This is a genomic window from Roseburia sp. AF25-13LB, assembly GCF_003478915.1.
In the GTDB taxonomy this organism is placed as follows: domain Bacteria; phylum Bacillota; class Clostridia; order Lachnospirales; family Lachnospiraceae; genus Roseburia_C; species Roseburia_C amylophila.
Genome location: NZ_QUFO01000005.1, coordinates 199,077 through 212,748 on the forward strand (window position 1 = coordinate 199,077; position 13,672 = coordinate 212,748).

General features: G+C 41.9%; 11 protein-coding genes. All 11 read left to right on the forward strand.

The features are described 5' to 3' along the window. The first annotated feature begins 1 nt into the window (after position 1). The 11 genes from DWY37_RS09370 (at position 2) to gltB (ending at position 13,670) form a co-directional block, all read left to right on the forward strand. Positions 2-1,324: a bifunctional folylpolyglutamate synthase/dihydrofolate synthase gene (locus tag DWY37_RS09370; protein ID WP_117698167.1), complete on the forward strand. Its 1,323-nt coding sequence runs from the start codon at positions 2-4 to the stop codon at positions 1,322-1,324. Continuing rightward, complete coding sequence (gene folE / locus DWY37_RS09375; protein ID WP_022242494.1) at positions 1,314-1,868, forward strand: GTP cyclohydrolase I FolE; 555 nt, start codon at positions 1,314-1,316, stop codon at positions 1,866-1,868. The genes DWY37_RS09370 and folE overlap by 11 nt, the downstream gene beginning before the upstream one ends. Positions 1,869-1,881: 13 nt before the next feature. After that, a complete protein-coding gene (locus tag DWY37_RS09380; RefSeq protein WP_117698166.1) occupies positions 1,882-2,388 on the forward strand; it encodes an HD domain-containing protein in 507 nt (168 codons plus the stop codon). 66 nt (positions 2,389-2,454) lie between these two features. After that, positions 2,455-3,273, forward strand: coding sequence for a dihydropteroate synthase (gene folP, locus DWY37_RS09385; RefSeq protein WP_117698165.1), 819 nt, complete (start codon positions 2,455-2,457; stop codon positions 3,271-3,273). Beyond that, positions 3,266-4,729, forward strand: a complete 1,464-nt coding sequence (folK, locus tag DWY37_RS16355) for a 2-amino-4-hydroxy-6-hydroxymethyldihydropteridine diphosphokinase (RefSeq protein ID WP_330408301.1) — start codon at positions 3,266-3,268, stop codon at positions 4,727-4,729. Before folP ends, folK begins: the two co-directional genes overlap by 8 nt. Beyond that, positions 4,716-5,459, forward strand: a complete 744-nt coding sequence (locus tag DWY37_RS09395; protein ID WP_158552057.1) for a CPBP family intramembrane glutamic endopeptidase — start codon at positions 4,716-4,718, stop codon at positions 5,457-5,459. Before folK ends, DWY37_RS09395 begins: the two co-directional genes overlap by 14 nt. After that, positions 5,387-6,292 carry a hypothetical protein gene (locus DWY37_RS09400; protein ID WP_118544487.1) on the forward strand — a complete coding sequence of 302 codons (906 nt, stop codon included), beginning with the start codon at positions 5,387-5,389 and terminating at the stop codon, positions 6,290-6,292. The genes DWY37_RS09395 and DWY37_RS09400 overlap by 73 nt, the downstream gene beginning before the upstream one ends. A gap of 181 nt (positions 6,293-6,473) precedes the next feature. Continuing rightward, positions 6,474-6,809 (forward strand): type II toxin-antitoxin system HicB family antitoxin, encoded by a 336-nt coding sequence (locus tag DWY37_RS09405; protein ID WP_022242502.1) that lies wholly within the window; start codon positions 6,474-6,476, stop codon positions 6,807-6,809. A gap of 53 nt (positions 6,810-6,862) precedes the next feature. Next, a complete protein-coding gene (locus DWY37_RS09410; protein WP_118544486.1) occupies positions 6,863-7,609 on the forward strand; it encodes a hypothetical protein in 747 nt (248 codons plus the stop codon). Between the two features lie 298 nt (positions 7,610-7,907). After that, entirely contained in the window at positions 7,908-8,579 is a 672-nt protein-coding gene (locus DWY37_RS09415) for a thioester domain-containing protein (RefSeq protein ID WP_117699341.1), read from the forward strand. 537 nt (positions 8,580-9,116) lie between these two features. After that, positions 9,117-13,670: a glutamate synthase large subunit gene (gene gltB / locus DWY37_RS09420; protein WP_118542360.1), complete on the forward strand. Its 4,554-nt coding sequence runs from the start codon at positions 9,117-9,119 to the stop codon at positions 13,668-13,670. Positions 13,671-13,672 lie beyond the last annotated feature (2 nt).

Sequence of the window (13,672 nt, forward strand, 5' to 3'; positions counted from 1 at the left end):
ATTGACATATCAGCAGGCACTTGCATTTGTAGAAGAAACAAAAAAATATGGCAGTATATTAGGACTGGACAGTATCCGTGCACTGATGAAAGAACTGGGGGATGTGCAGGAAGAACTTACCATCATTCATATTGCAGGAACTAATGGAAAAGGTTCTGTGGGTGCAATGCTTCAGGCGGTGCTTTCAGAAGCAGGATTAAAAGTGGGAAGATACAGCTCGCCGGCAGTCTTTTCCTATCGGGAAATCTGGCAGATAAACGGAAAAGCAGTTTCCGAAGAAGCATACGCTGCCTTGATGGAAAAAGTAAAGACAGCCTGTCTTACACTGACAGAAAAAGGACTTCCGCATCCGACGTCCTTTGAGGTAGAGACTGCAGCAGCGTTTTTATATTTTAAAGAAGAAGCCTGTGATGTGGTGTTATTGGAAACCGGCATGGGGGGAAGAGAGGATGCAACCAATCTGATTACCCATCCCATTTGCAGTGTCATTACTTCTATCAGCATGGATCATATGCAGTTCCTGGGAAATACGTTATCAGAGATTGCATCTGCAAAGGCTGGAATCATAAAAGAGAACTGCCCGGTGGTATCTGCCTGGCAGGAAGATGCTGTGACAGAGGTTCTTGTCAAGGAGGCAGAGCGGCTTAAAGCACAGCTGTACCAGCCGAGGAAGGATGCCATAAGAAATCTTTTGTATGATATGAATGGAATGCAGTTTGATTATGTAAGAGAAGATAATTCACAGTGGAAGATAAAGCTTCCGCTGACCGGAGCCTATCAGGCAGCCAATGCAGCCTGTGCGCTTAAAGTAATAGAAGTATTGAAAGAGAAAACATTTCCGCAGCTTACCTTATCGGTGATACAAAATGGCTTTCAGAAGGTCTGCTGGAATGGGCGTTTTGAACGTGTTTTAGAGGAACCATTATGCATTCTGGATGGTGCCCATAATGAGGGCGCAGCACTGCAACTTGCAAAAACGCTGGAAAACTGTTTTACAAATCGTAAGATAACCTATATAATAGGGGTGCTTGCTGATAAGGCACATGAGAAGATTTTAAAGATAATGCGTCCTTATTCGGAAACTGTATATGCGGTAACGCCGCATAATGGCAGGGCACTTCCGGCAGAGAAGCTGGCGGAGGAAGCGAAGGCAGCAGGCTATCAAACAGTAATAACAGAACCTTTGATTGAAGATGCGGTAAGACATGCAATTGCTGAGAGCTCGAGAGAAGATGTGGTGCTGATATTTGGCTCCTTGTCATATCTTGCAGAGGCAAAGCAGGCTGTCATACAGTATCGGGAAGGACAGAAGAATGATAGATAAAGAGAAAGTGGAAGCAGGAGTACGGCTGATATTAGAAGGCATTGGCGAAGATGTGAACCGGGAGGGCTTACTTGAGACTCCGGATCGTATTGCACGGATGTATGAAGAAATCTTTGGCGGAATGGACATGGATGCCGCAGAGCCTTTAAAGAAAAGATTTCATGCCAGCAACAATGAGATGGTAGTAGAAAAGGATATTACTTTTTATTCTACCTGTGAGCATCATATGCTTCCATTTTATGGAAAAGCCCACGTTGCTTATATTCCAAATGGAGAAGTAGTCGGCATCAGCAAGCTGGCAAGAACCGTGGAAATCTATGCAAGACGGCTTCAGATTCAGGAGCAGCTTACGGCACAGGTGGCAGATGCACTGATGGAGCAGTTAAAGCCGAAGGGTGTCATGGTTATGATGGAAGCAGAGCATATGTGTATGACGATGCGTGGTATTAAGAAGCCGGGCAGCAGGACGGTTACTTATGTGACCCGTGGAATCTTTAATGAGGATGAGCGTCTGGTAAATAAATTTTTCCAGATGGTGCGTTAGATATGGTGATGAAATGGAATATGTAGTAAGACTTTTGCATCAGGAGCAATACCGGGAAAACGTAAAGAAAATTGCCCGTCTGGAAGCGGACAGAATCTATTGCAGACATAATATGGAACATTTTATGGATGTGGCACGGCTGGCACAGATTCGCAATTTAAAGGAGCAGCTTGGTTTGGATGAAGAGATGATATATCTTTATGCCCTGCTTCATGATATCGGTCGTATGAAAGAATATGAACAGGGAATCTCTCATGCAGCGGCATCTGCCGAATTTGCAGGAGAGATTTTTGCGACTATAGGCTATCCGAAGGAAAAAGGAGCTATCATCTGCCAGGCAATTCTGGCTCACCGCAGGGAGACCTGCAGTGAGCTGCACGGGGAGAAATTATGGCAGACAGCATTTACACAGCTTATGAAATGGGCGGATAAGGCATCCCGTATGTGCTTTGCCTGTGAAGCAGCAGACAGCTGCAAGTGGAGTGAAGAAGAGAAAAATAAACCGGAGACCTGGTTTTAAGCTGCCAGGCATCCGCAAGAAGCTGTTGGTAGCAGGTTCTACAGACAGCATAAAAGGAGAAGAAAAATGAGAATAGGCAATCGGACATTTGACACAGCAAATCATACTTATGTAATGGGAATCTTAAATGTAACACCGGATTCTTTTTCGGATGGGGGAAGTTATAACCAGTTAGACCTTGCATTAAAGCATGTAGAAGAAATGATGGCACAGGGGGCAGATATCATCGATGTGGGTGGAGAATCCACAAGACCGGGTTATACAAAGATTTCTGATGAAGAAGAAATTGGGCGTACTGTTCCGGTGGTAGAAGCAATTGTAAGCCGTTTTGATGTGCCGGTTTCCGTAGATACCTATAAAAGTAAGGTGGCAGAGGCTAACCTTGCGGCAGGAGCACATCTTTTAAATGACATCTGGGGACTGAAAGCAGATGATAAAATGGCTGGCGTGATTGCAAAATATGATGCCGCATGCTGTCTGATGCACAACCGCAAGGAAGCAGATTATAAGAACTTTATGGAAGATATGAAAAATGATTTACGGGAAACATTACGTCTTGCAAAGGAAGCGGGGATTCGTGAAGATGGCATCATGACAGACCCGGGTGTAGGATTTGGCAAGACTTATGAGAATAATTTAGAAGCTATCCGATGCGTGGGAGAACTGAATGAACTGGGCTATCCGGTGCTGCTTGGCACATCCCGGAAGTCGGTAATCGGTCTGACGCTGGATGTTCCGGCAAAGGAACGTGATACAGCCACAGCAGTAACCAGTGCTTATGCCGTATGGGCACATTGCGGATTTGTCCGCGTACACAATGTGCGTGCCAATGCAGAGGCAATTAAGATGGCAGAAGCAATCAGGGATGGAGGATTACATGGATAAGATTATCATAGAAAATCTTGAACTATTTGCAAATCATGGAGTGTTTCCGGAGGAGACAAAGCTTGGACAGAAGTTTCTAATCAATATGGAACTTTATTTACCAACCAGAAAAGCAGGATATTCGGATGATTTGACAGAATCGGTAAATTATGGAGAAGTCAGCCATTTTGTAACAGAATTTCTGACGACACATACCTATAAGCTGATTGAAGCTGCAGCAGAGCAGACAGCACGGGCAGTGTTATTGCATTTTCCGTTGATTCAGAAATTAAAATTTTCCATACATAAACCATGGGCACCGGTGGGACTGCCTTTATCAGATGTGGCAGTGGAAATAGAACGGGGCTGGCATAAGGTATATCTTGCCTTTGGTTCCAATATGGGCGACCGGAGAAAATATATTGAAGATGCCGTTGAAGAACTGCGGAACTTAGAAGACTGTAAGGTAGGTCGTATATCCGATATTCTTGAGACAGAACCATACGGCGGCGTGGCGGAGGGCGCATTTTTCAATGGATGTCTGGAACTTCGAACCCTGTATACACCGGAAGAATTATTGGAGAAGCTTCATGCCATAGAAGCTCATGGCAACCGGGAGCGTAAGATGCGCTGGGGCTCAAGAACGATAGACCTTGATATTTTATTTTATGATGATGAAGTGATATCTACCCCGGAACTTACGATTCCGCATATTGATATGGCAAACCGCCTGTTTGTGTTAGAACCGCTGTGTGAAATCGCACCATATCTCTGGCATCCGGTGTTAAAAAAGACGGTGCTTCAGATGAAACAGGAACTGAAGGGCAGAAAAGACATTGTTTTATTTGATTTGGATGGAACCATTACCAATTCCAAGGAAGGAATAACAAAGTGTGCCCAGTATGCCCTAAAGGCATATGGTATTGACGAACCGGATGCAGATAAGCTTGAATTCTTTATCGGACCGCCACTTAAAAATACTTTTATGGAACATTATGGCATGGATGAAGAGACCGCAGTAGCGGCAGTAGCCAAGTACCGGGAACGCTATCATCCAACCGGTATCTTTGAATGCAGCCTTTTTGATGGTGTTGAGGATGCTTTGAAATCTCTCAAGCGAAAAGGCTATCGTATCGGACTGGCATCCAGCAAGCCGGAAGAATCCTGCCGGCGTATTTTGGAGCATTTCCACATCCTCTCCTATTTTGATGAAGTGGTGGGAGCCACAATGGATGGCAGAATAGACAGCAAATATGAGGTGCTGCAGGAAACGATAAAGCGTATGCATATTTATGATACCACCGAAGCAGTATTGATTGGAGATACCAGATTTGATGTGTCAGGAGCCAAAGAAGCACATATGGACTGCATCGGTATCACTTATGGATTCGGAACGAAAGAAGAGTTGCAGGAGGCTGGAGCAAACGCAATCTGTGACAGTATTGAGGAGGCGGCAGAATATATTGAAAGATTATAAGCTACTTCGCATCTGGGAAGTGATTTATCCCATCGGTATTTATTTTGTAGTAACAAATGTTGTGATGTTTGTGTTAAATCTCATGCATACAATGACCAATGAAAATTATATGATTTATCAGATTATTGCAACGGTGATAGCATTTCCCTTTATCTATGCTTTCTATCGGAAAGAAGATGGCGGGAAAATGGCAAATCTGCCACGAACCATTTTATTTGCAGCAGCCGCAGGCTTATTTGGCGTAGTGTTAAATAATCTTATCGGATATACCGGCTTAAAAGAAACATCACAGAGCTATCAGGAAGTAAGTGCTGCTTTTTACGGCAGTACTCTGGCATTAGAAATCCTTGGAACCTGTATCATAATTCCGTTCTTAGAGGAACTTCTTTACCGTGGCATCGTTTACCAGCGTTTGAAAGCGTTTTTGGGAGTGAAGGCGGCAGTTGTATTATCGGCAGTAATATTTGGAGCCATGCATTTTAATCTGGTGCAGTTCCTATATGCCACAGCGGTAGGACTCTTGCTGGCAGTCATCATGGAACAGGAAGGGCTTGGCGCAGCCATGGCAGCCCATATGGTAACGAATCTGGTATCGGTACTTCGAAGCGAGACAAAGCTGTTTCATTTCATGGATGCATCCATGACGGGAAGCGTCATATGCACCGTGGTGGAGAGCGTGCTGATTGTGGTGTTATTGGTGCTGGCTTTCCATGGCGGAAAAGAGAAGTAAAGGTAAAAATTATGTATGTGTTTAATAATATGGTAGGATCCACAGGTACTGGATATTCGTTAAAAGGAAAACGATTAGAGTTTGGCATGGGTGGTAAATGGTATAAAGCAGATTCCTTAGGGTATGAGGGTGCAGTGGAATATGCAGTATCAAAAATATTGAAACATTCAAATATTAAGGATTATGTGTCATATCAGTTAGAAATTATTAATTATAATGGAGATACTTTTAATGGTTGTGTATCCATTGATTTTTTGCAATTAGGACAGCAATTGGTTACTACAGAAAATTTATATGAGATGAAGTACAAAAAGTTTGTAGAAGAAAGATTGGAAGCATTGCCTTTGCAAAATAGAATAGAAAAATTTGTGGATGATGTAAAAAGTATTACAAGATTGAATGATTTTGGAAAGTATTTAACTTTTTTATTGGAATTAAATACTTATACATTAAATGTGGACCGAAATTTTTTCGATATTTCGTTAATTCGGAAAGAGGATGAATGTTATTTATATTGCCCGATATATAATAATGAAACAGCATATCTTTCGGATACGCAAAACAAATATCCATTAGAAAAGAATATTAATACACTTATAGCCGAGGTACGTGAAACCTCGCGTTTTCAAAATTTGAATATAGCGGTAGACTGTTGTCAGAAATTGTATGGTACACAATTTAAGGTAGGTCAATATGAAATGTCGAAAGAGATATTAGAGATAAAAGAACTGTATGGGAATAAAATCTATTCAAGAATATGTGAAATAGATGAACATCAGAAAATAATACATCCAGAGTTTTGCTGGGATGATGTCAGAACAGAATGTTTTTAATGGTAAGGTATAAAAGGTAGATATGTGAGTGCAACTAATTTTAGTCGCATCTGCTGTGAGCAGGGAGTATAATATAAAAAGAGAAGTAATTTATGAGCAGAAAGGACAAATTATTAGAGAAACTTTTGCAGAAACTAAAAGACTTTACATTTGATGAAATGGTATCAAAGGATGGCATATTATGAGTGACTTACTATCATACAAAAATTATAATGGTACAGTAGAGTTTTCGAAAGAAGATAATTGTTTATTTGGTAAAGTAATCGGTATTAAATCGCTGATTTCCTATGAAGGGGCATCCGTAAAGGAATTAGAGCAGGATTTCCATAATGCAGTGGATGAATATCTTGAGGATTGTAAGGAGAGAAATATTGAGCCAGAGCAACCTTATAAGGGGACTTTTAATGTAAGAATTAGTCCGGAATTGCATAGAACTATTGCAATCTATGCTATGGAGCATGGAAAAAGTTTAAATGCTGCGGTGGAAGAGGCAATCGACAATATGGTTAAGCTGTAGTGTTTGTTATATTATAATTGACAAAAAAAGAAAAGCTGATGGGAGGAATCATTATGAAGAAAAGATTAGCGATGATTGTAACAATGTTGATGGTAACAGTAAGTATGGCAGCCTGCGGCGGGAAAAAAGATACTACCGCTGATAAGGAATCTGTTATAAATACAGAAGCTACCGAAGGGGTGGCAGAGACAGAAGAGCCGGAAACAGAGGCAGTTGCAGAGCAGGAGACCACTGGAAAACTGGAGAGCAATACTTCCAGTGCAGAGAATACTGCAGCACAGCCATCTGACAATAATACAAGCAAATCAAATAAGAGCAACAGCAATTCCGGCAATAAGGCAAGTGCAGGTAGCACTGCATCAGCCGGAACAACTACCAGTAATTCCAGTGGAACAACTGGAAGCAGCAATAGCAACACCAATGCTTCTAACAATAATGCAGCTCCGGCGCATGAACATAAGTGGGTGCTGCATGAGGGCAGCGGTCATTATGAGACACAGGTTGTTAAAGAAGCCTGGGACGAGCCAGTATATGAAATGCGTGAGATTACACGCTGCAGCACTTGTAATGCTGATATAAGCAGTTGGTCAGAGGAACAAATTGGAGACCACATTGAAGCACATATACTTGCTGGAGAAGATAAAGGCGGATATTATAGCACCGGAGAAAGAGTGCAGACCGGAACAAAGCACCATGACGCAGAAACCAAGCAGGTATGGGTGCAGGATGTGGCACCTTATGCACAGTGCAGTGGATGTGGAGAAATCGGACCGGTAGGTTCCGGCATATCCATTAATTAATGGAATAGATTCTATATAAAGATGGTAAGAGAAGGATTCAAGGTGATTTTACTTTGAGTCCTTTTTTTATAGATATTTGTACCGGAATCCGGTACGTATAGCTTAGCGGAAGGGAGGATAGAAAACAAAATATAAAGGTAACTGGGAACTGATAATGATATCGGTTCTTTTTTTGTGCGTGTAATGAGGAAAAGTCTGTACTTGTACAGGACTTTGACGAATACCGTAACATCTTGTGAAAAGTATTTTCACAAGGATATGCTTTCTTTTAGCAAATGGAAGGAGGAAAACGGAAAGTATGAAGAAATTTAGCGTAAAACAGAAGTTAAAAGCGTCCATAGCTGTAGCATTATGTGTCTGTATGGCAGCCAGTCCGCTGACTGCTTTTGCGGAAAGTTTACCGGAGCAGGAAGAATCGATTCTTTCAGATAACTTTGATGAACTGGTACGCAAGGCGGAAGAAGAAAACAAAGAGCATGAAGCGGAGCAGATTGCTCTTAACAGTGCCGATGAGGGATTGGTAGTTAAAACTTATGCCTCTGGAAACTATGATTTTAATGTAGATTTAACCGTAGGAAAGACGATTAATTACAATGGCTATCAGACACACCAGTATAGTCTTTCGGATGGAACTGTAGTTTATTGTCTGGAACCAAGTAAAGCAAATCCGAGCAATGGACAATATACCGCTTCGGTATCCAATGATGCATTGCTTTCAGCAGTAGCCTACTATGGATATGGTGGACCGGGATATGAAAGTGATAAGGGTATGTATAACATGATGCAGGAGAATGTTCGTCCTTATGCTTATGTAATTACTCATATGGCTTTATCCTGGGTGTATGATGGCTGTAGTGATGATTCTGATGCCTTTAAGGGGAATGCAGCTACTGCAGATGGTATTAAAAACATGGTAAATCTTATGGATATTGATGCTTATTTGCCTTTTCATCGAAATACAGATATATAATAAGGGCTGTTAGGGGCACTTGGAATTTCGTTTGATATACTGGCAACGCTGGCACAGGGATGTGCCGGCGAGGTGCATATGAACATGGATGTGAATTTGCACCGGTTGCCGGATAGGTAAAAAAGTATATCGAAATTCCCAGTGCCCCTTACAGTCCTTATGTAATATCCGTATTCGATGAAAAGGCAGATACACTCAAAACCTTCCTAAGAAATTCCAGAATAACATAGAAACAATTCAGACACAATTTAAAATAACAGGCAAATTTAAAAGGCTTATGAAAAAATATTTTCAACAAAAAACACGTTGAATTGTTTTGATAAGCCTTTTTTATATGCAAAAAAATGATAAATATAAATACAATAAAAGAATATAAAATGAATTGTCTAATAATCAGACAATAGCAAGAAAAAAACTATTGCAAAGTATATTATGCCGGGTGTAAACTTAGTTCAGAAAATAAAAGCACTTTAAAGCAGCAGAGTGCAGGTAACAAAGTAAGACAGAAAATAAAGAGAAAGCAGAAAGGGAACGATTATGACAGAACAGTGGAATGAAAGTACAGCAGTAGCACAGGGTATGTATAATCCGAATTTTGAACATGATAACTGCGGTATCGGAGCTGTGGTAAACATCAAAGGTATCAAATCCCATGCTACAGTAGAGAATGCTTTAAAGATTGTAGAGAACTTAAAGCACAGAGCTGGTAAGGATGCAGAAGGAAAAACCGGTGACGGTGTTGGTATTCTGCTTCAGGTATCACACAAATTTTTCTCCAAGGTAGCAAAGGAATCAGGAATTGAACTTGGTGGAGAAAGAGATTACGGTGTCGGAATGTTTTTCTTCCCACAGGATGAGCTGAAACGGAATCAGGCAAAGAAAATGTTTGAGGTTATCGTGGAAAAGGAAGGAATGAAATTCTTAGGATGGAGAAAAGTTCCGACTGACCCGGATAAACTGGGACAGAAAGCAGTAGACTGTATGCCATATATCATGCAGGGATTTGTAAGACGTCCAGCTGAAGTAGCCAGGGGACTTGATTTTGACCGCCGGCTGTATGTGGCAAGACGGGTATTCGAGCAGTCCAATGATGACACTTATGTAGTATCCCTTTCCAGCCGAACCATCGTATATAAGGGAATGTTTTTAGTAGACCAGCTGCGTCAGTTCTTTGCAGACCTTCAGGATAAAGATTATGAATCTGCAATCGCAACCGTACACTCCAGATTCTCAACCAACACCAATCCAAGCTGGGAGAGAGCACATCCGAACCGTTTCATCGTACATAACGGAGAGATTAATACCATCAAAGGTAATGCAGATAAGATGCTTGCCCGTGAAGAGACCATGGAGTCCGAAGAACTGAAAGGGGAACTGCAGAAAGTCCTTCCGGTTATTAATTCCGAAGGTTCTGACTCAGCAATGTTAGATAATACCTTAGAGTTCTTAGTAATGAGTGGAATGGATTTACCACTGGCAGTTATGATTATGATTCCGGAGCCATGGGCAAATAACAATACCATGTCCCAGAAGAAGAAAGACTTCTATCAGTACTATGCAACCATGATGGAGCCGTGGGATGGACCAGCCTCCATTCTTTTCTCAGATGGAGATGTCATGGGAGCCGTTCTTGACCGTAATGGATTAAGACCTTCCAGATATTATATTACCGATGATGACCAGCTGATTCTTTCTTCCGAGGTTGGAGTGCTTGATATTGATCCGACCAAGATTGTTGTAAAAGAAAGACTTCGTCCGGGTAAAATGCTCTTAGTAGATACCATCCAGGGAAGAGTCATCAATGATGATGAATTAAAAGAGTATTACGCAAGCAAACAGCCTTATGGTGAATGGCTTGACCGTAACCTGATTAAACTGGAGGATTTAAAGATTCCAAATCAGCGTGTTCCGGAATATACCAAAGAAGAGCGTCAGAGAATGCAGAAAGCATTCGGTTATACTTACGAATCACTGCGTGAAGCAATCCTTCCGATGGCATTAAACGGAGGAGAAGGAACTTCTGCAATGGGTATTGATACTCCGCTGGCAGCACTGGCAGGAGACCATCAGCCACTGTTTAATTATTTCAAACAGTTATTTGCACAGGTAACAAACCCGCCAATTGATTCCATTCGTGAGAAAGTGGTTACATCCACTACCGTATATATCGGAGAAGATGGTAACCTGCTGGAAGAAAAGGCGATTAACTGTCAGGTATTAAAGGTAGATAACCCGATTCTTACCAACACAGATTTGATGAAAATTAAAAATATGAAAGTAGAAGGATTCAAGGTTGTGGTTCTTCCTACTACATATTATAAGAATACAAGCCTGGAAAAAGCATTGGATCATCTGTTTGTAGAAGCAGACCGTGCATACCGTGACGGTGCAAATATCCTGATTCTTTCCGACCGTGGCATTGATGAGAACCATGTGGCAATCCCATCCCTTCTGGCAGTATCCGGACTGCAGCAGCATCTGGTAAAGACCAAGAAGAGAACTGCAGTTGCCATGATTCTGGAATCCGGTGAACCAAGAGAAGTACATCATTTTGCAACATTGCTTGGTTATGGTGCCTGTGCAATCAACCCATATCTGGCACAGGATACCGTAAAGCAGTTAGTAGACGAGCATATGTTAGACAAGGATTACTATGCAGCAATCCATGATTACAATCAGGCAATTATCAGTGGTATCGTAAAAATTGCTTCCAAAATGGGTATTTCAACCATTCAGTCTTATCAGGGTTCTAAGATTTTTGAGGCAATTGGTATTGACTCCGCAGTAATTGATAAATATTTCACAAATACCGTAAGCCGTATCGGTGGAATTACACTGGAAGACATTGCAAAAGATGTAGATACTCTGCATTCTGCAGCCTATGATCCATTGGGATTAGAGACAGACCTTACTTTAGACAGCAAGGGACGTCACAAGATGAGAAGTGGCGCAGACAGCCATCTTTACAATCCGGCAACCATCCATCTTCTGCAGGAATCAACCAAACGTGGAGATTACAACCTTTTCAAACAGTACACAGATCTTGTGAACAGCGAAGAGCGTGATGCAAATATTCGTGGACTGATGGATTTCAATTTCCCGAAAAAAGGTGTTCCAATTGAAGAAGTAGAAAGCGTAGATTCTATTGTAACAAGATTTAAAACAGGTGCGATGTCCTATGGTTCTATTTCCAAGGAAGCCCATGAAACACTGGCAATTGCCATGAACCATTTACATGGTAAATCCAATACCGGTGAGGGTGGAGAAGATCCGGACCGTATCGCAAGTAAACATACAAGCTTAGACAGATGTTCTGCAATCAAGCAGGTAGCGTCCGGCCGGTTTGGTGTAACCAGCCGTTACTTAGTCAGTGCAGAAGAGATTCAGATTAAGATGGCACAGGGTGCAAAACCTGGTGAAGGTGGACACCTTCCGGGCAAGAAAGTATATCCTTGGATTGCAAAGACAAGACTTTCCACACCGGGTGTATCCTTGATTTCGCCGCCACCTCATCATGATATCTACTCCATCGAGGATTTGGAGCAGTTGATTTACGATTTGAAGAATGCCAACCGTGATGCAAGAATTTCCGTAAAACTGGTATCAGAAGCAGGTGTGGGTACAGTCGCAGCCGGTGTTGCCAAAGCAGGAGCGCAGGTAGTATTGATTTCCGGATATGACGGTGGTACCGGTGCAGCACCAAGCAGTTCTATCCATAATGCAGGACTTCCTTGGGAACTTGGACTTGCAGAGACACACCAGACTCTGATTATGAACGGACTTCGTAATAAGGTAAGAATCGAGACAGATGGTAAGCTGATGAGCGGCCGTGATGTAGCAATTGCTGCATTGCTTGGAGCAGAAGAGTACGGATTTGCAACTGCACCGCTGGTAACCATGGGATGCGTGATGATGCGTGTATGTAATCTGGATACCTGCCCTGCCGGAATCGCAACACAGAATCCGGAGCTTCGGAAACGTTTCGCGGGAAAACCGGAATATGTAGAAAACTTCATGCGGTTTATTGCAGAAGAATTAAGAGAAATCATGGCGAAGTTAGGCTGCCGTACCATTGATGAAATGGTAGGAAGAAGTGACCTTCTCCGGGTAAGAGAGGATTTGACAGACCGGGAAAAAGAAATCGACCTTTCCAAGATTTTGAATAACCCGTTTGCAGGACCAAAGGAGAAAGTTACATTTGATCCAAAACATGTATACGATTTCGAACTGGAGAAGACCAAGGACGAAACTGTACTGTTAAAACAGCTTTCTTCTGCACTGGATAAGAAACAGAAGAGAAGCATTGATGTAGAAGTAAGCAATACAGACCGTTCCTTTGGTACCATCTTTGGTTCCGAGATTACAAAGAAATATGACGATACTTTAGAGGAAGATACCTTTATCGTAAAATGTACCGGTGCCGGCGGACAGAGCTTTGGCGCATTCATTCCAAAGGGACTTACCTTAGAGCTGGTAGGAGATTCCAACGATTACTTCGGAAAAGGACTTTCTGGTGGAAAACTGGTTGTCTACGCTCCGGCAGGTGTGAAATATAAGAAGGATGAAAATATTATCATCGGTAACGTAGCACTTTACGGTGCAACCAGTGGTAAAGCATTTATCAGTGGTGTGGCAGGAGAACGTTTCTGCGTACGAAATTCCGGAGCTTCTGCAGTAGTAGAAGGTGTCGGTGACCATGGATGTGAATACATGACCGGTGGCCGTGTGGTTATCCTTGGTAAGACTGGTAAAAACTTTGCAGCCGGAATGAGTGGTGGTATCGCTTATGTATTAGATGAGGACAACGACCTTTATACCAGAATCAATAAGGAAATGGTATTCTCAGAAGAAGTCGGAAACAAATATGATGTTATGGAATTAAAAGATATGATTAAAGAACACGTAGCTTTGACCAATTCTGAAAAGGGAAAAGAAATCTTAGATAACTTCAGTGAGTATCTGCCGAAGTTCAAGAAAGTAATTCCATACGATTATAACCGTATGTTAATGGCAATTGTTCAGATGGAAGAAAAAGGATTGTCTTCCGAACAGGCACAGATTGAAGCATTTTATGCGAATACAAGAAATTAAGG